Source organism: Massilia genomosp. 1 (assembly GCF_011682185.1).
In the GTDB taxonomy this organism is placed as follows: Bacteria; Pseudomonadota; Gammaproteobacteria; order Burkholderiales; family Burkholderiaceae_D; genus Telluria_A; species Telluria_A rubra.
On sequence record NZ_WHJF01000011.1, the window covers coordinates 1 to 17,247 of the forward strand.

18 protein-coding genes are annotated in these 17,247 nt (G+C 58.5%); 16 read left to right on the plus strand and 2 right to left on the minus strand.

Annotated features, from left to right (window positions below; all coding sequences use genetic code 11):
- The 5 genes from F1735_RS06110 to lpxC all read left to right on the plus strand — a co-directional run.
- Positions 1–348: group II intron maturase-specific domain-containing protein (locus F1735_RS06110; protein ID WP_308626775.1), on the plus strand; the 348-nt coding region annotated here is incomplete at its 5' end.
- 321 nt (positions 349–669) lie between these two features.
- Positions 670–1,176 (plus strand): peroxiredoxin, encoded by a 507-nt coding sequence (locus F1735_RS06115; protein ID WP_126074515.1) that lies wholly within the window; start codon positions 670–672, stop codon positions 1,174–1,176.
- Positions 1,177–1,234: 58 nt separating this feature from the next.
- Positions 1,235–1,684: a GNAT family N-acetyltransferase gene (locus F1735_RS06120; RefSeq protein ID WP_167236103.1), complete on the plus strand. Its 450-nt coding sequence runs from the start codon at positions 1,235–1,237 to the stop codon at positions 1,682–1,684.
- A 35-nt stretch (positions 1,685–1,719) separates the two neighbouring features.
- On the plus strand, positions 1,720–2,562 hold the full coding sequence (locus tag F1735_RS06125) for a DMT family transporter (RefSeq protein ID WP_167236186.1): 843 nt from the start codon (positions 1,720–1,722) through the stop codon (positions 2,560–2,562).
- A 201-nt stretch (positions 2,563–2,763) separates the two neighbouring features.
- Positions 2,764–3,699, plus strand: coding sequence for a UDP-3-O-acyl-N-acetylglucosamine deacetylase (lpxC, locus tag F1735_RS06130; protein WP_167236104.1), 936 nt, complete (start codon positions 2,764–2,766; stop codon positions 3,697–3,699).
- Between the two features lie 12 nt (positions 3,700–3,711).
- On the opposite strand, the gene F1735_RS06135 is transcribed toward lpxC, so the two are convergent.
- A complete protein-coding gene (locus tag F1735_RS06135; RefSeq protein WP_167236105.1) occupies positions 3,712–4,176 on the minus strand; it encodes a DciA family protein in 465 nt (154 codons plus the stop codon).
- A 225-nt stretch (positions 4,177–4,401) separates the two neighbouring features.
- Here F1735_RS06135 and secA point away from each other — a divergent pair, with 225 nt between their 5' ends.
- From secA to F1735_RS06150, 3 genes are all read left to right on the plus strand, one after another.
- Complete coding sequence (secA, locus tag F1735_RS06140) at positions 4,402–7,152, plus strand: preprotein translocase subunit SecA (protein WP_167236106.1); 2,751 nt, start codon at positions 4,402–4,404, stop codon at positions 7,150–7,152.
- 109 nt (positions 7,153–7,261) lie between these two features.
- A complete protein-coding gene (locus F1735_RS06145; RefSeq protein ID WP_167236107.1) occupies positions 7,262–8,065 on the plus strand; it encodes a hypothetical protein in 804 nt (267 codons plus the stop codon).
- A 136-nt stretch (positions 8,066–8,201) separates the two neighbouring features.
- Positions 8,202–8,489, plus strand: coding sequence for a hypothetical protein (locus F1735_RS06150; protein WP_167236108.1), 288 nt, complete (start codon positions 8,202–8,204; stop codon positions 8,487–8,489).
- A gap of 65 nt (positions 8,490–8,554) precedes the next feature.
- Here F1735_RS06150 and F1735_RS06155 read toward each other — a convergent pair whose 3' ends face one another.
- Positions 8,555–9,685: an OmpA family protein gene (locus F1735_RS06155; protein WP_167236109.1), complete on the minus strand. Its 1,131-nt coding sequence runs from the start codon at positions 9,683–9,685 to the stop codon at positions 8,555–8,557.
- A gap of 920 nt (positions 9,686–10,605) precedes the next feature.
- On the opposite strand from F1735_RS06155, the gene F1735_RS06160 reads away from it, so the two are divergent.
- The 8 genes from F1735_RS06160 to F1735_RS06195 all read left to right on the plus strand — a co-directional run bounded on the left by F1735_RS06160 (position 10,606) and on the right by F1735_RS06195 (position 17,247).
- Complete coding sequence (locus tag F1735_RS06160; protein ID WP_167236110.1) at positions 10,606–10,875, plus strand: hypothetical protein; 270 nt, start codon at positions 10,606–10,608, stop codon at positions 10,873–10,875.
- 69 nt (positions 10,876–10,944) lie between these two features.
- Positions 10,945–12,336, plus strand: coding sequence for a pilus assembly protein TadG-related protein (locus tag F1735_RS06165; RefSeq protein ID WP_167236111.1), 1,392 nt, complete (start codon positions 10,945–10,947; stop codon positions 12,334–12,336).
- 35 nt (positions 12,337–12,371) lie between these two features.
- Positions 12,372–13,124: a hypothetical protein gene (locus tag F1735_RS06170; RefSeq protein WP_167236112.1), complete on the plus strand. Its 753-nt coding sequence runs from the start codon at positions 12,372–12,374 to the stop codon at positions 13,122–13,124.
- Positions 13,121–13,939: a TadE family protein gene (locus F1735_RS06175; RefSeq protein ID WP_167236113.1), complete on the plus strand. Its 819-nt coding sequence runs from the start codon at positions 13,121–13,123 to the stop codon at positions 13,937–13,939. The genes F1735_RS06170 and F1735_RS06175 overlap by 4 nt, the downstream gene beginning before the upstream one ends.
- Positions 13,930–14,595: a hypothetical protein gene (locus F1735_RS06180; RefSeq protein ID WP_167236114.1), complete on the plus strand. Its 666-nt coding sequence runs from the start codon at positions 13,930–13,932 to the stop codon at positions 14,593–14,595. Before F1735_RS06175 ends, F1735_RS06180 begins: the two co-directional genes overlap by 10 nt.
- Before the next feature lie 15 nt (positions 14,596–14,610).
- Positions 14,611–14,826 carry a hypothetical protein gene (locus F1735_RS06185; RefSeq protein WP_166894205.1) on the plus strand — a complete coding sequence of 72 codons (216 nt, stop codon included), beginning with the start codon at positions 14,611–14,613 and terminating at the stop codon, positions 14,824–14,826.
- 21 nt (positions 14,827–14,847) lie between these two features.
- Positions 14,848–15,906: a Flp pilus assembly protein CpaB gene (gene cpaB, locus F1735_RS06190; protein WP_167236115.1), complete on the plus strand. Its 1,059-nt coding sequence runs from the start codon at positions 14,848–14,850 to the stop codon at positions 15,904–15,906.
- A gap of 15 nt (positions 15,907–15,921) precedes the next feature.
- Positions 15,922–17,247, plus strand: coding sequence for a type II and III secretion system protein family protein (locus F1735_RS06195; protein WP_167236116.1), 1,326 nt, complete (start codon positions 15,922–15,924; stop codon positions 17,245–17,247).

A 17,247-nucleotide genomic window follows, 5' to 3' on the forward strand; every position in this document is an offset into this window, starting at 1 on the left:
ATACGGCAGATAACAAGTCGTACCTGTGGCCGTAGCATAAACCAGGTGATCGAACAGTTGCGGCGATACGTGCTGGGATGGAAAGCTTACTTCAATCTGGCTCAAACTCCGGGAGTCTGGCGCAAGCTCGACGAATGGATGCGGCATCGGATGAGGGCGATTCAACTTAAGCAATGGCGTCGTGGCCCGACGATATACCGTGAACTGCTGAAACTTGGGGCGCCCGCGAAAGTGGCGCGATTGGTAGCGGCGAACAGCCACCGTTGGTGGCATAACAGCGCCTTGGCGTTGAATAGCGTGTTGACAATCGCCTACTTTGATCGCCTTGGCATGCCTCGCCTCACATAACCTCAACTACTCGAACCGCCCGGTGCGGACCCGCATGCCGGGTGGTGTGGCAGGGGAGCAGCTATATTTAGCTGCCCCCTATGCCGATGTCAAAACGGCGGTGTCAGGTCTGACATTCGGACACGAGCTGATCCGCAGGGAAAATGGAGCAGCTATCTACAGCCGGGCCCGTGTCCGAATGTCAGACCTGACACCATGTTGTGACACCATGTTGTGGTGGGGCAGGCATCACGCGGGGCGATCCACTTGGGCGCTGCCTGCAAGATTGATGAGGATCAGGCATACTAGCCGTCTTATCAACCCTACATTATGGAGCCTCGAATGACTATTAAAATCGGCGACCGCCTGCCGGAAGGCACCCTCTCTGAATTCGTCGAGACCGAAACCGAAGGCTGCTCGCTCGGCCCGAACACCTTCCAGGTGGCCGACCTGGTCAAGGGCAAGAAGATCGCCATCTTCGGCCTGCCGGGCGCCTACACCCCGACCTGCTCCGCGCAGCACGTGCCGGGTTACGTCAAGCTGGCCGACGAACTCAAAGCCAAGGGCGTCGACGAAATCTGGTGCATCTCGGTCAATGACGCTTTCGTCATGGGCGCCTGGGGCCGCGACCAGAAAGCCACCGGCATCGTGCGCATGATGGCCGACGGTAACGCCGCCTACAGCAAGGCCCTCGGCCTGGATGCCGACTTCTCCAAGTTCGGCATGGGCACGCGCTCGCAGCGCTACTCGCTGCTGGTCGACGACGGCGTGGTCAAGCAATTGAACGTGGAGCAGGGCGGCGCTTTCGAAGTATCGAACGCCGAAACGCTGCTCAAGCAAGTCGCTTAATACCTGCCTGTTACCCCTGTCGCACAAACGGCGCCGCGGCGCCGTTTTTTATATCGCCATGCATATTCAAACCGAAACTCCGCGCCAGAGCGACGTCATCGCCATGCTCGAACGACTGGACGCCTATTTTGCCGCTCTTTATCCGCCCGAGAGCAACCACTTGATGGATGTCGACTCGCTCTGCCAGAGCGGCGTGGTGTTCCTGGTCGCCCGCGATGCGCAAGGCCGCGCGCTTGGCTGCGGCGCTTACGTCGACCGGGGCGGCTACGGCGAAGTCAAACGCATGTATGTCGAACCGGCCAGCCGTGGCCAGGGCGTGGGCGGCAAGCTGCTGGGCGAGATTGCGCAGCGCGCGGCTGCCGCCGGCCTGCCGGCGTTGATGCTCGAAGCGGGCATCAGCCAGCCGGAAGCCATCGGCCTGTATGAGCGCGACGGCTTTATCCGCTGCGCGCCGTTCGGCGACTATCAGCCGGATCCCCTGAGCCTGTTCATGGTCAAGCGCCTGTGACGGCGAACAGCGGCAATCTGCGCGCCATCTACGCGATGCTGATCGCGGTGGCCATGTTCTCGCTGATGGACACGGTGATGAAGCTGCTGTCGGCGCATTATCCGGCGTTGCAGGTGGCCGCCATGCGCGGCCTGTCGTCGCTGCCGCTGGTGCTCGCGTACGTGCTCTGGCGCGGCGCGTTCGCCCGCGCCCTGCAGGTGCGCTGGCCGCTGCACCTGCTGCGCGCGGGCCTGAGCATCACCATGCTTGGCCTGTTCGCCTTCGGCCTGCGCAATCTGTCGCTGGCCGAGGCGTACTCGATCTTTTTCATCGCGCCGGCCCTGATCACCGCCTTGTCGGTGGTGTTTTTGAAAGAGAGCGTCAACCTGGCGCGCTGGATCGCCATTGCGGTCGGCCTGGGCGGGGTGCTGGTGGTGCTGCGCCCGAGCGGGACCGGCATGCTGACCCTGGGCGGACTGGCGGTGCTGGGCGCGGCGCTGTGCTACGCGGTGTCGGCGATTACCACCCGCATCGTCGGGCGCACCGACCGCTCCGAACACATGGTGCTGTGGCTGATGGTGTTCCTGGCCATTGGCGCCACCGCCCTGGCCGCGCCCGACTGGGTGGCGGTGCGCAGCGCCGATGTATGGCTGCTGTGCGGCCTGTCGCTCAGCGGCTTCCTGGGGCAACTGGCGGTGACGGAAGCGTTCAATTCCGGCGAAGCGTCGCGCGTGGCGCCGTTCGAGTATTCGGGGCTGGCCTGGGGTGTGGGGCTGGACTGGATCCTGTGGCGCACCTTGCCCGACCAGTACACCCTGATCGGCGCGGCCATCATCATCGGCAGCGGCATCTACCTGGTGCGGCACGAGCGCGCGCACGCCCAGGCCGAGCATCCGTAGCTAAGTAAGTGCGCATAAATTCTTGTAATTTCTAGCTTCCATAAGCGGCGCCTTGCTGCGTTGCCCACCGCTAGCAGTACACGCACTGCGTCGCGGCGTGCGCCTTGCAAGGCATCCGCTTCTGTTCGCTATAAATCACAATAATTTCTGCACACTTACTTGCCGGCAGCCCCTGCCCATCAAGTTCGCTATAATCGCCGGATGTTAAAACAAAGAACCGTCAAACAACTGGTGCGCACCGTCGGCGTGGGGCTGCACTCCGGGACCAAGGTCGAGCTGACCCTGCGCCCGGCCGACATCGACACCGGCATCGTGTTTCGCCGCGTCGACCTGAACCCGGTGGTGGAGTTTCCGGCCAGCGCCGGCGTGGTGGGCGATACGCGCATGGCGTCGGTGCTGGTCAAGGACGACGCGCGCGTGTCCACGGTGGAGCACCTGATGTCGGCCTGCGCCGGGCTCGGGATCGACAACCTGTATGTGGACGTGTCGGCCGAAGAAATTCCGATCATGGACGGCTCGGCATCGTCGTTTGTCTTTTTGCTGCAACAGGCGGGCGTGCAGGAGCAGGGCGCGGCGAAAAAATTCATCCGCGTGCTGAAAGACGTGGAGGTGCGCCAGGGCAGCGGCGCCAACGAAAAATGGGCGCGCCTGACCCCGTACGACGGTTTCAAGCTCGATTTTTTCATCGAATTCAATCATCCGGCGGTCGACGGCACGACCCAGCGCGCCTTCGTCGACTTTGGCGACGTATCGTATGTACACGATGTGGCGCGCGCGCGCACCTTCGGTTTCATGCAGGACGTGGAAAGCTTGCGCGGCATGGGCCTGGCGCGCGGCGGCTCGCTCGAAAACGCGATCGTCATGGACGAATACCGCATCCTCAATTCCGATGGCCTGCGCTACGACGACGAATTCGTGCGCCACAAGATCCTCGACGCGATCGGCGACTTGTACCTGGTCGGGCACCCGCTGCTGGCTGGGTACGAGGCGCACAAGTCGGGCCATGCGCTCAACAATCTGCTGCTGCTGGAACTGCTCAAGCATCCGGACGCGTACGAGATCGTGGCGTTCGAAAAACCCGGCAGCGCCCCGGCCTCATACGTGCGCCAGATGGCGCGCGAGTGGGCGCTTACCTAGCGGGTATTCCGATCAGCGCTGGCGCGCCGCCATCGCCTTGACGGCGGCGATCAGGGTAGCGTTGGCCTTGGTTTTCGGCAGCGCGTCAGCGAGCGCTTCGAACGCCGAGCGCGCCGTGCCGGGCAGGATCAGCTGGTGCGTATGCACCACTTGGGCGATGCTGCGCGTGACCTGTACCTTCAGTTTGATGTCGTCGATATGCCAGCCGCGCTTTTGCAGCGCCCCTTGCAGTTTGGGCAGTTGCTGTTTGAGCTTGGCGGCGACGGCCGAACTGGGCGTGGCCAGCACCAGGCGCGCGTCTTCGAACGAGAGCACGTCGCAATTGCCGAACATCGGCGGCAGCGCTTTGGCGCAGTCGCTCTGCAGGCTGGCCATGCGCATCGCCGTCGGCAGCAGCGCCGCCATCTTGTCGTTACGCTTGAGAAAATCGGTAGCGACAATCGAGGTGCGGCGCGTCTTGGTTCCGTAGATATGCATAAGGCGCAACATATCACAGCGCGCGGCGTCCCGCTACCAGCGCGTCCCGGAGTCATTTTATTAACTTTGTTTTGCCCCTGCCCCTTGAGTTCCGGGCCAATATCCCCAAGTGTGGCCGTATCGCATGATAAAATCACAGTCTTTTTTGCATAGTCGGCCGTTGGGTGATATGTTTTTGCTATCATTGCGGCTTCTTTTTGCGGCGTTTTTTTCAAGAATTCAAGCATGTCATTACTGACCCAGATTTTCGGTAGCCGCAACCAGCGGCTGCTCAAGCAATATCAAAAAACCGTGCGCGAGATTAACGCGCTCGAGCCACAGATCGAAAAGCTGTCGGACGCTGAACTTCAAGCGAAGACGCCGCAGTTCCAGCAGCGCTTCGCGAAGGGCGAAACGCTCGACCAGCTGCTGCCGGAAGCGTTCGCGGTGTGCCGCGAAGCGGCCAAGCGGGTGCTCAAGATGCGCCACTTCGATGTGCAGATGATCGGCGGGATGGTCCTCCATTACGGCAAAATCGCCGAGATGGGCACCGGCGAGGGCAAGACGCTGATGGCGACCCTGCCGACCTACCTGAACGCGCTGTCCGGCAAGGGCGTGCATGTCATCACGGTCAACGATTACCTGGCCCAGCGCGATGCCGAGTGGATGGGACGCCTGTACGGCTGGCTGGGCCTGACGACCGGCATCAACCTGTCGCAGATGGATCACAGCGTCAAGCAGGCCGCCTACGCCTCCGACATCACCTACGGCACCAACAACGAATTCGGTTTCGACTACCTGCGCGACAATATGGTGTTCGAGGCCAGCGAGCGCGTTCAGCGCAGCCTCAATTTCGCGGTGGTCGATGAAGTCGACTCGATCCTGATCGATGAAGCGCGTACGCCGCTGATCATCTCGGGCCAGGCGGAAAACCACACCGAGCTGTATCACCAGATTAACTCGCTGCCGGCCATGCTGACCCTGCAGATCGGCGAAGAGACGCCGGACGGCAAGGGCGAAGTATCGGTCCCGGGCGACTACACCAAGGATGAAAAAGCGCACACGGTGCTGCTGACCGAACGCGGTCACGAGAACGCCGAGGCGATGCTGACCAAAATGGGCCTGCTGCCGGAAGGCGCCTCGCTCTACGACGCCGCCCACATCACCCTGATCCATCACCTGTACGCGGCCCTGCGCGCGCACGCGCTGTACCACAAGGACCAGCACTACGTGGTGCAGAACGATGAAGTGGTGATCGTCGACGAATTCACCGGCCGCCTGATGACGGGCCGGCGCTGGTCGGACGGCCTGCACCAGGCGGTCGAAGCGAAGGAAGGCGTGCGCATCCAGAACGAGAACCAGACCCTCGCTTCGATCACGTTCCAGAACTACTTCCGCATGTATGCCAAGCTGTCCGGCATGACCGGTACGGCCGATACGGAAGCGTACGAATTCCAGGAAATCTACGGTCTCGAAACCGTGGTCATTCCGCCGAACCGTCCGTCGCAGCGCAAGGACCGCCAGGATCAGGTGTACAAGTCCTCGGCCGAGAAATACAACGCGATGCTGATCGATATCCGCGATTGCTACGAGCGCGGGCAGCCTGTCCTGGTGGGCACCACCTCGATCGAAAACTCCGAGATGCTGTCGGGGATCCTCGACAAGGCCAAGCTGGCGCACAACGTCCTCAATGCGAAGCAGCATGCGCGCGAGGCCGAAATCATCGCCCAGGCGGGTCGTCCGAAGATGATCACCATCGCCACCAACATGGCCGGCCGTGGTACCGACATCGTTTTGGGCGGTAACGTCGAAAAGCAGATCCAGATCATCGAAGCCAATGCAGCGCTGACCGATGCCGACAAGGCGGCCCAGGCCGAAAAGCTGCGCAGCGAGTGGAAGTCGCTCAATGAGCACGTGGTCAAAGCCGGCGGCCTGCACATCATCGGCACCGAGCGTCACGAATCGCGCCGCGTCGACAACCAGTTGCGTGGCCGTTCCGGCCGCCAGGGCGATCCGGGTTCATCGCGCTTCTACCTGTCGCTCGACGATGCGCTGCTGCGCATTTTCGCGGGCGACCGCGTGCGCGCCATCATGGACCGCCTGAAGATGCCGGAAGGCGAACCGATTGAAGCGGGCATCGTCTCGCGCTCGATCGAATCGGCCCAGCGCAAGGTCGAAGCGCGCAACTTCGACATCCGCAAACAGCTGCTCGAATACGACGACGTGGCCAACGACCAGCGCAAGGTGATCTACACCCAGCGTAACGAACTGCTGGAAACGACCGACATCGCCGAACTGATTGCCTCGCTGCGCGCCGGTGTGTTCACCGATGTGGTGCATGCCTACGTGCCGGAAGAATCGGTCGAAGAGCAATGGGACATCGCCGGCCTGGAAGCGACCCTGGCCAACGAATGGCAGCTCAATGTGCCGCTGGCGCAAATGCTGTCCACCGATACCAGCATGACCGACGACGACATCCGCGAGCGCGTGCTGGCCGCGGCCGACGCCTCGTACAACAGCAAGATCGCGATTGTCGGCAAGGAGTCGTTTGGCGGCTTCGAGCGCAACGTCATGCTGCAAAGCGTGGACAGCCACTGGCGCGAGCACCTGGCGGCGCTGGACCACCTGCGCCAGGGTATCCACCTGCGCGGCTATGCGCAGAAGAACCCGAAGCAGGAGTACAAGCGCGAAGCGTTCGAGTTGTTCGGATCGATGCTCGACATGATCAAGAACGAAGTGATCCGCATGGTCATGACGGTACGGATCCAGTCGCGCGAAGAGATCGATGCGGCCGAAGCGGCAATGCACCAGTCGCACGTCGAAAACGTCAGCTACCAGCACGCCGACTTCAATCCGGACACGGCGCCGGAAGACTTGCTGGCGCCGGTCGGCGTGGTGGGCGAAGACGAGATGCTCGGACCGAAGGTCGGCCGCAACGACCCATGCCCTTGCGGCAGCGGCAAAAAGTACAAGGCATGCCACGGCAAGCTCGCATAAAGCGCCCGGCATGACGGACAGGGGAGGCGGAACGTGATGTTCTTCCTCCCTTTTTTTATGGCTGCGCGCAGTTCGCGCGGCCGTATCGCCAATATTTCAGGAGAATTTCATGACTGTTTCGGTGAACCGCACCATGCTGGCGGCGCTGGCGCTGGCGCTGGCGCTGCTCGTTGGCGGAATGGCGCTCGCCGCGCCGGCGATCGAACAAATTTTGCCGCCAGCGGGCTTGTACCGGCTCGATTCGGCATCGACCAGCAGCCTGCCGGCGCCGGCGCCGGCCAACCGGGTAGATACGCGGGTCGATGGGTCCAGTGGCGACATCGTGCGGCGCGAACGGGTCGCCGGGGCTGACTCGGGCGAGAAGGTCTATGAAGGCAAGGGACCGGTAACGCATTGCATCCGGCCACGCAGGATCTCGGATGCGCTGTATTCGTCGGCGGTGGCGCTGGTGTCCTGCCCTGACCAATCGAGCCAGGTGGGTGCGGATGGGGTGCTGGTGCATACGGCGAATTGTCCGGCGGCGGTGGTGACGCTGACCATCCGGCGCATCGACAAGGTGACGTGGGACTACGACACTGTCAGCGCCACCCGGGCCAGCGATCCGGCGGCCGACCTGGCGTGGATGCGCCCCGTGCTCGAACGCGAGGCGGCACAGGGCAAGACGGCGCAAGCGCGCGCCAGGGCGGCGCAGCAGCTGCTTGACTTGCCACGCTTGCAGCGCGAGCTGGCGGAAAAGCAGGTGGCGGTCAATGTGGAGTTTGCGAAAGCGCTGCGCAATGCGAAGACGCCCGAGGAAGCGGAGGCGGTACGCGCGGCGATGGCGCAGTCGGGCAAGTCGGTGGCGACCGATACGCGCCAGCGGGTGCGCTGGACGCGGATCGGAAATACCTGCGCGGCTGGCAGCGGCGGCTGAAGTGGTGTGACGGCGTCGCGCGGATGCCACGTTTGTGGCATTGCGTACAGGTAAGAAAATAAGAGTTGATTTTACGCAACAATGACGTGGACACTTCCTGCAATGGTTAGGTTTCACCGCCAAGCAAGAGGACGTCATGAAAGCCATTTTTATCGCTGTCGCCGTGTTTGCAGGCTTGCTGCTTGCATCGGTGTGGACCAAGCCGCCCCATATGCCGGGTGGGTCCGGGCTGACTGTGCAGCGCTCGGACAAGCCATGTCCGGCCAACAGTTACCTTGCAGGGACGCATTGCGCCTGTCCTGAAGCGACCAACTGGACCGGTGCCGAGTGCATGCAGGTGTGGTCCAATTCGGACCGCAAGTTGGCTGTCGTGGCGCCACCTAAGCCGAGCGTGGCCAAGTCACGCCAAGTGCATACTTACTGAGCAATGAAAAAGGCTGCAGGCCCCATGAGGCAGCTGCAGCCTTGTTTCGCCGGCTGCCGTCCTGGTCAGGTTTTCACCACTTTAACGAGCTCGACACGGCGATTTTTGGCGCGACTTGCTTCGTCCGTGTTGGGCACCAGCGGCTGGTCGGCACCGTGACCGGCAGCGGCGAGACGCGTCTTGTCGATGCCGCTGGCGAGCAGGGCTTGGACGACGGCGTCGGCACGCTGTTTCGACAATGCGCTGTTGTGTCCGGCGTCACCGACGTTGTCGGTATGGCCTTCAATCGACAGGCGAAGCGCGGGATCCGACTTGAGGACGGTCGAAATTTCATCGACTGCCGCCTTGCCGTCGGCCTTGACGATGGCCTTGTCCGTATCGAAGTTGATATACAAGGCGATGTGGCCTTTGGCATCGAGTTCCGACTTGATTGCTGCGGCGCGCTTCAAGATCACCGGCGAGACCAGCTCCTTGGCTTGCGCAACGAAGATATTCGTACGCGATTCGTTCACCATCAGGACGATCCAGGAAATGCCTTCGGTGGTGCGCAGGGCGTAGGCGTCATAGGACATTTCCCGCTCGGGGATGTGCAAATCTTTGCGCAGTTTTGGAGAATCAAATTCCTTGAGAAACGTTGGATCATCTGGCGATACGCTGTTCACCTTGACGGCACCGAGTGCCTCGATAGCATTGGTATAACTACGGTGCGAAGCCAAGACAGTCAGATTTGCCTCCCGGTTCGAAAATAGAATTTCCGCATAACGTCCTTCCACAAAACGCACCTTGTTCTCAACAATGATGCCAACTCTGTCGAATTCCACAAGCTCCCCTCGATATTGATGTTTAGGGATTACTGCTGGATATTCAAAAAATGGGTAGGGCGGCACCGCAGCTGTGGTAAGGGGAATCTTATCTAAGATATCGCTTCTCGCGAGAGTGGGCGGCTCGGCATTTGCAGATCCCGAAATAGGAGAGTTTTCGAGGGTGGCCGGCGGACCAAGTGGAGCAGCTGACAATGTCGGCGGCGATGATGAAGTGGCAGGAAGTGGCCCCGCAGGGCTAGCGCTCTCAGCATGAAGCGTTGGCTCGGTGCGAGCTGCAGGCGTTGTGCCGGTGTCGGATTGGCGTGAACACCCGCTTAAGAGCGAGCAGATGACGGCGGTTGTCGGCAATAGAAGATAGAAATTGTTTGCCATGATATGCCCAGTTAGGTTGATAGAAAAGTATTGGTTGACGATACATCAACAAGACCTGATTTCGCACGGTAAGAATATTGAGAATTCTGCCGGATTAAGGTGACGTGGCCTCTGCGAAAAATTTCGCTGGGAAGCGATGAAACAAGTCACGCAGCGGACAATTTTGATTTTTGTAAGTATCCACTCTGGGAAATTGACTGATAGTGATTCTAGCAAGAACTATTCTTCTCCAATCTTGACTTTCCTCAAACAAACGCCGGCCAATCGCCTCACACCCATAGGCTCGTCATTTGCATGCTACGTTGGCAAGGTTCAGTTAGCGAAATTTAACAGCGCATATTCATGCGGATTTGTGATTTATACGCTATTCGATAAATTTCAGTATGGCAATAATTTTTCCAATTTGCAAACATGAATGAAGATATAGATCAAAACATTAAACTTATGATCAGCTAATCTGACTCGTGACTATTCAGCCTCTGGGAGGGGTGTAAAAACCTATTTAAAATCAATGGGTTGCGGCCATCTGAAAACAGCTGAAAAACGCGAAAACCCGGCTTTTTTCATAAAAACTGAGTAAATCGCGCCTTTTTCAAGCGTGAAAATCACGTAACTCATTGATTTGTAAGGGCTGAATAGTTACTCTGACTCAACATTTTCATCCAGACACATTTCATACACGATCGTTCATTGGTTGAATCTGGATGAAATGGCAATCGCAGTTGTCACGTCGACTATCAAGCATCGCAGTATTAAGAGGTGAAAGGAGGTTGAGCTAAATTTGCAACAGTTGTGGAAAAATCTTGAGACAATTTGATCTAGGTTAAACACCTTGCATTCAGGATTTTTCACTTCCTATTACATGAGTATAGTTCGTCCAGTTCGTGTGGTTTCTCTCGATCAATATTAATGGAGTCAACATGAATAAGTTCATTACGCGTCGTCGTCAACTTGGCCAAGGCATGACTGAATACATCATTATCGTTGCGCTGATTGCTATCGCGGCCATTGGGGTATACCAGGCCTTCGGAGACGTGATCCGTGGCCAAACAGGTGTCGCCGCCTCGACCTTGGCTGGGGCTAAGAATGAAGGAGCGCGAAAGGTCGTGACTGACGGGAACACTGCAGCAAATGCTCGGGCTAAAAGCCTCCACTTGGATGCCTACGAGTCGACTGCCGGCGTCAAATAATATCGGTAGTGCTAGTTGATTTCTTGAGCTCGGGGGAGCGTCCCCCGAGACATAATCGCCGGGGGCGGTGTGCGAAAAATCAGAAACTATCAGAATGGCCAGGCTCTTGTCCTATTCCTTGCCTTTGCTGCTGCGCTGACCGGGATCATGCTCGTGGCGTTCAATTCCGGGCAGGTGACCAACGCAAAAATGCGCGCTATGAACGCGGCTGACGCTGCTGCCTACAGCGGTGCTGTGTGGCAGGCGCGTACTCTTAATTTTCAGGCTTACATGAACCGGGCCATGATCGTCAATGAAGTGACGATCGCCCAATCCGTGAGCCTTCGTTCATGGATTGACTATTTGGCGGAGCTTGTCAGAAATGTCAGTCACATAGCAAAACTTTATCCTCCGGTTTATGCTGCCGTACAGAAAGTATCTGTGGTCCTGGACAAAGTCAACAACGAGATACAACGACAGTTACCGCAGGTTGAAGATGCACTGCGCGCGCTAAATACCGTTGAACACACCGCGCAGATTGTATTTAATAACTCCGGTAGCGTTATCGCTGCTGACATTGCTTACGAGGTAACAAAGAGGAATGGTGCGGAAATCTCGCGCGGTGGCATTGCACTCTTCGCATACAACATTAAAGAATGGTCTGAATTCACCGAAACATACAATAAGACAAATCGCCCCTCAATAGGAAAAAACAGTGATGGCCGTGCTCGCTTACGAGAAGTTGCGCTTAATTCGCGAGATGAATTCTCGCGGGCGCGTGACTGGAAGTTGGGTACTTTTATCAGCCTTAGAAAGCAGGGTGGGACCGATTTAATCGACTATGATGCATGGAAGGCAATGGATTCATTGAAGTTCCGAATGGGTTTCTCGGGTTTGGGCGTGCAGATACCGTTAGGGTGGGGCGGTGCACAAGCGTATTCGACGTCTCGAGCAGTCAGCAAGATTGGTGATCATGGTGACATCAACGAATGGGGCGCTTACGATGGCCTGCTGGCGCGTAATGCAGCGATGAGCAAGCTTACTGCAAATCAGCTTACTTTCAGGTCAAGGCAAGCCCCCTTTCCGAATTACAGAGATATCCAGGAATTTGACGTCAAAAACTTAAAGAAAAACATGCTTCCGTTTGCTGTCGAAGTCGTAATAAAGAAGAATGTCATAGCGACAGCTGACAGCGCACTTGCGGCTAAGGCGGTGTTAATAGATGGCAGTGTGATCGAGCATGATCCTCAATATATAGATGAAGGCGGTGTCTATGCGATTGCCGAAGCATGTATCACCTTTCAACGTCCATTCGATCATCCGCGCGGAGGTGGCGGGGTAGAGTTTCCGAGCCTGTTCAATCCCTACTGGCGTGCTTCTTTGGCGACTGATGATGTTATACCGATAAGTATCGTTGCGTTCGCTAAAGGAATTCCTGTTTTGAGTGCTGCAATGAAAGGTAGAGGATCGTGCAGAGTATAATAAACTCAATTTTGTTAAGATTTCGGCTATTTTTTTTGATGGGACTCGCATTATTAGCTTCATGTGGAGAGGAGGAAAAAATAGGGAAGCAAGATACACAATCCCTTATCCACAATAATGGCCGAGATAGTTATGAGTTAATCACTATACGCCGGCCTACATCGGTTGAGGAATATTTCAAGCTGTGGAGTTTGCCTTACAAGCTTTGCGTTGCGTCTGCCAAATTGAAGAACATTCCTGTCAAACCGTTTCCAGCTATTCCCAAAGATTTTGTAATGAGGCGAACCACGGTAACAAGTGACGGCAAGTCATTTAGGACAACCGAAGAGGAATTCGGAGTGGATATTCAAGATATAACGGCCGAAAACGGATGTGCAACAAGCTATGGAAGTGGTTTCAGAACTTGGGTTGCCCATAATGGAATTGAGGCGGACCTTGATTCGGAAAATCAAAGTGAGAATCATGAGGGGCGAGTTTCATATCAGTTAAAACCATATGATCCAGAGCTTGCACAAGCCTATTCTATTGTAAAAAAGATCAATGGAATTGCCGTAAGATGCACGGGGGCGCACGATCTTATGGTTGCTGGTAAAGTGGTTGACGAAATGTGTGTGCTCGATCCAATTCTCGGGAGAATAGCAATGGCTGATGGAAAACCTCCAATTGTCTACACGCGCGATATTCCGGGTCCGTCATTGTTTGGTAGCGCTATGGTAGATGAGCCTATATCGTTAAAAGTTGGCATAGAGGTAAATCCTGAGATTTTTGTAAATGCGGCGGCAAAATGAGCATTTCCCCCTATTTTCTACGTCAGCGTGGCCAAGCGATGGTGGAAATGACCATAGTTACGAGTTTTGTAGTTATGATTTTTTTGGCTATTTGCTATTTGGGGAAATTCCACGATATTCAGGCGAGCACAATTCAAGCTGCGCGTTATAGCGCATGGGAACGCACGGTACGCCCCCCATCATTTAGCGATAGCAAGCTCCAGGAGCAGACGCGTGCACGTCTTTTTCATTGGAATCTGGACGCGTTTAAGAGCGGCGACGGTATGACCGATAGTTCAGAATGGGGCGTCCAAAGTCAGGTCTGGAAGGACCACTCGGGGGAACAACGTTTACTTGATAAACCGATAGATGTAACGGTCCGCACCGTACACGATAAACTGCCGGGCAAGGCCGCAAGCGTGATTACAGACGTTATGGGTTTGGTAACGGAAACCCTCGCAACAATATCCGACGGCGAAAAACTCCCCGAAGGCGGCCTGTACACCAGCACCGTCAGCGTCAAACTGAGCAACGTGACCTCGTTGCCCGCACCGCTCAACGAGCTCAATCTCACACTTAACGAAACATCTTCGCTCATCACCGACAACTGGGATGCCAACAGTCCGTCCCAGGTCGCCGAACGTACCCGTGTCTTCACCGGAGCCGGGCTGTTCCACAGGATAACGCCGGTGATCAAGGCCGCCAGCTACCTTCTGGTGCCCCTCGAACCAGCCTTTCGGCATTTCGAACCAGGCAAGATCTGCCCCGACATCGTCCCGGCCGATCGTGTCACAGGCAGCAATCTGCCGGCCTACGGAGGCGCTCAATGTTTCTGACAACGATGACGGCCCGCCTCGTACTTGTCCTGATGGCGCTCGCACTCCCTGGCGTCGCCCGCGCCGGCTGGCAAGACATGCCCGACACGGTACAGCTGCAAGCGATGGGCGACACCTTGCAGGTCAACGGCACGCCGATGCAAGTGCGCGCTTTCGCCTCGAGGCTCGCTCTCGACGCACTATTACAGGACGTCGAAACCCGCTGGCGCCGCTCGCCGGGCGAAGTCAAACGCTCAGTCAACAGCGCCTGGACCGTCCTCAATCAAACCGTCGGCGCGCAGCACCGCAGTTTTCAGGTGCGCCAGGCCAGCGCCTCGACCATCGAAGGCTTCGTCGCGCTGACATCGCCGTCGGCCACCCGCGAACCGAAGCTGGCAGTGCGCCTGCCGCCCGATATGACCCCTGTTTCCATCATCGATTCGGTCGACCAGGGCCGCGCATCCCAGCAAGTGATCGCCGTGTCGAAGCGTTCGATGACCGCCACCGCTGCCTCGCTCGAAGCATCCCTCAAAGCGTCTGGTTGGGAACGCCACCGCTTCAAGGCGGAACCCACCGGCATTGTGTTCGCCGCCAATAAGGGCAAGCAGCAATTCGACGCAACCCTGACCGCGCAACCGAACGGTTCGATCGTCATGATGAATACCCTTCTTAACTAAGCCAGGATGAACCGCATGCGCCGCCATCAATCGACTTCCACCGCAGCGCCACCGCCGGGCACACGCCAGCGCGGCCAGGCCATGATCGAATACCTGGTCGTGACCAGCACCGTGGCACTGGTCCTGTTCATCCCCACCGCCCTGACCAACGACATGTCGCTGGCCGATTACCTCGCGCGCGCTGTGCGGGCATTCTTCCGCAGCTACAGCTTCATGATGTCCGTTTCTTAACCTACCGTCCGAATGCGTCCCTTGAAAATCTCTAAAAATACCCTGTTGCTGGGTGGAGCGGTTGGTCTCGGCATCGTGTGCTTTGTCGGCGCCAACTACTTCCTGCGCGCCCATCTCAGTCGCGAGGAAGCCAGGCTCGCCGGCGACTACCAGACCAAGAAAATCCTCGTGGCCAAGGCCGAGATTCCGGCCGGCGCCACGCTCAGCGGCGCCAATCTGGCGGTGCGCTCGGTGCCGGAGCGTTATCTGAGCAGTACCGTGCTGGCGCCCGATTCGTTCGACATGGTGCAGGGCCAGAAAATCATGGTGGCGCTCAAACCCGGTGACCCGATCGACCGCGGCGCGCTCGAACGCGGCGACCACGCAGCCCTCTCGACCACCGTCGCCAAGGGCGAGCGTGCGATCACGTTTCCGGTCGACGAAATCAGTTCGATTTCGGGCATGCTGGTCCCGGGCGACATCATCGACCTGCTGTTCACCGGCCCCGGCACCACCAGCAATTCCTACAACCAGCCACCCGAAGCCGACGGCCAGGCGCGCGCCAAGGAGCTGCTGCATGTGCGCTTGATCATGCAGGCGGTCTCGGTCATGGCGACAGGTAAAACCACCCAAAAGCGCGTCGTGCGCACTGAAGGCGGTGGCGAACACGAAGTCAACGCGGAATTTAGCACCGTCACCTTGAACGTCGGCCCGCGCGACGCCGAGCAGATCCTGCTGGCCCAGCAAATCGGCAAACTGACCGCGGTGCTGCGCAACCCGGAAGACAAGGATGTGCTCAAGCGCGTCGTACTCGACGAGGCGACTTTCAAGCAGGTGGAAGGGGCCCCGCCCAAGCCGGACGAGGGTCGCTTTATCGAGATCATTATCGGCGGCACCGGCACCGCCGGCGGGGCGCGCGTCAAGGCGCCCGAGGGCGGCGAGGCGCTGGTCAACCTGCTCAAGGAGATCGCGCCGCGCCCGGCAGCGCCGGCCGCCGCACCCGCGTCGGCGCCCAGCGCCGGCAATGTGCATAACCGTCTCGGCCTTGTAGCGGCGCCGGCGCCATTGGTCGCTACCGCGGCGTCCCCCACCAAACCATAAGAACGGACCAACCAAGTGATCAAAGCACTCGTCGCTACATTGAGCATCCTGGTGATGCTGGCCACGCCGGCACATGCCGCGCCACCGACTACGATCGATATGTTCGTCGGCGAAGCACGCGTGCTGCCCTTGTCGCCGTCGCGTATCGCGATCGGCAACGGCAAGGTGATCTCCGCTTCCAGCCTGGCCAATAACCAGATGCTGGTGCTGGCCGAAAGCGGCGGCAGTACCACCTTGCACGTCTGGCTCAAGGGCGGCGGCGAGAAAATCATGACGGTGCAGGTGCGCGAGGCGAATCTGGCGGCCACGCTGGAAGACATCAACCGGCTGCTGGCCAATGTCCAGAATGTCCGCGCCCGCGTGGCCGGCGCCCGCATCGTGCTCGAGGGCGAGATGGTCAGCGATATCAACCAGGAACGGGCGCAGTCGATCCAGAAGATGTTCCCGGAGCAGGTGGTCAATTTCGTCGGCAAGGTGGGCTGGGAAAAAATGGTCTACCTCGACGTCAAGGTCCTCGAATTGACCACCAAGGGCTCGCGCGACCTCGGCATCCGCTGGGACTCGAACGTCAATGGGCCGCATGCCGGCGTCATCGCCGATTTCTACAGCAACCCGACGTTTCGTTACCTTCCCCCCGCCGGCAGCAGTGGCATCGATATCGCCGACGGCGCCCTGGCCAACAAGATCTGGCCGCCGAAAGGCTTCATCAACCTCACGTCGCTGATTACCTCGCGCATCAACTTGCTGGTGCAGGACGGTGAAGCCCAGGTGCTTGCCGCCCCCAGCCTGAGCACGCGCAGCGGTTCGAAAGCGCGCTTCGTGGCCGGCGGCGAAATCCCGCTGCCCAGCGTCGATGCGCTTGGCCGCACCAGCGTCGAGATGAAGGAATATGGCGTCATCCTCGATGTCACGCCGGTGACGGACGAATCGGGCGCCATTTACGCCAAGGTCGACGTCGAAGTGAGCAGCATCGACCGCTCGGTCACCGTGCTCGGCGTCCCTGGCCTGCTCAAACGTAAATCGACCGCCGAATTCAATTCGCGCGACGGCGAAACGGTGGTCCTTAATGGCATGTACTCGTACGAGGGCGCGCGCGACACGCAGAAGGTGCCGGGGGCCGGGCAGATTCCTTTTCTCGGTGGCCTGTTCCGCAACAAGGCGACGGTCAGCGCCACGCGTGAAGTGGCCATCATGATCACGCCGCGCCTGGTGCAGGCAACCCCCAATCCCACTGCCGGGCCGGCGGATGTGAACAAGCAGAAGCTGTATGAATTCGACAAGGCCCTGCGCGACAAGCAACTTGGCCCGAAGCCCCCCGCACCGCTGACGATGACGGAATAA

What these genes read in the sequence shown, in the direction of transcription:
- F1735_RS06175 (WP_167236113.1), top strand. Translation starts at nt 13,121, where the DNA reads ATGAGCATTTCCCCCTATTTTCTACGTCAGCGTGGCCAAGCGATGGTG.
- lpxC (WP_167236104.1), top strand. Translation starts at nt 2,764, where the DNA reads ATGTTAAAACAAAGAACCGTCAAACAACTGGTGCGCACCGTCGGCGTG.
- F1735_RS06125 (WP_167236186.1), top strand. Translation starts at nt 1,720, where the DNA reads ATGCTGATCGCGGTGGCCATGTTCTCGCTGATGGACACGGTGATGAAG.
- F1735_RS06160 (WP_167236110.1), top strand. Translation starts at nt 10,606, where the DNA reads ATGAATAAGTTCATTACGCGTCGTCGTCAACTTGGCCAAGGCATGACT.
- secA (WP_167236106.1), top strand. Translation starts at nt 4,402, where the DNA reads ATGTCATTACTGACCCAGATTTTCGGTAGCCGCAACCAGCGGCTGCTC.
- F1735_RS06120 (WP_167236103.1), top strand. Translation starts at nt 1,235, where the DNA reads ATGCATATTCAAACCGAAACTCCGCGCCAGAGCGACGTCATCGCCATG.
- F1735_RS06145 (WP_167236107.1), top strand. Translation starts at nt 7,262, where the DNA reads ATGACTGTTTCGGTGAACCGCACCATGCTGGCGGCGCTGGCGCTGGCG.
- F1735_RS06180 (WP_167236114.1), top strand. Translation starts at nt 13,930, where the DNA reads ATGTTTCTGACAACGATGACGGCCCGCCTCGTACTTGTCCTGATGGCG.
- F1735_RS06115 (WP_126074515.1), top strand. Translation starts at nt 670, where the DNA reads ATGACTATTAAAATCGGCGACCGCCTGCCGGAAGGCACCCTCTCTGAA.
- F1735_RS06135 (WP_167236105.1), bottom strand. Translation starts at nt 4,176, where the DNA reads ATGCATATCTACGGAACCAAGACGCGCCGCACCTCGATTGTCGCTACC.
- F1735_RS06150 (WP_167236108.1), top strand. Translation starts at nt 8,202, where the DNA reads ATGAAAGCCATTTTTATCGCTGTCGCCGTGTTTGCAGGCTTGCTGCTT.
- F1735_RS06185 (WP_166894205.1), top strand. Translation starts at nt 14,611, where the DNA reads ATGCGCCGCCATCAATCGACTTCCACCGCAGCGCCACCGCCGGGCACA.
- F1735_RS06155 (WP_167236109.1), bottom strand. Translation starts at nt 9,685, where the DNA reads ATGGCAAACAATTTCTATCTTCTATTGCCGACAACCGCCGTCATCTGC.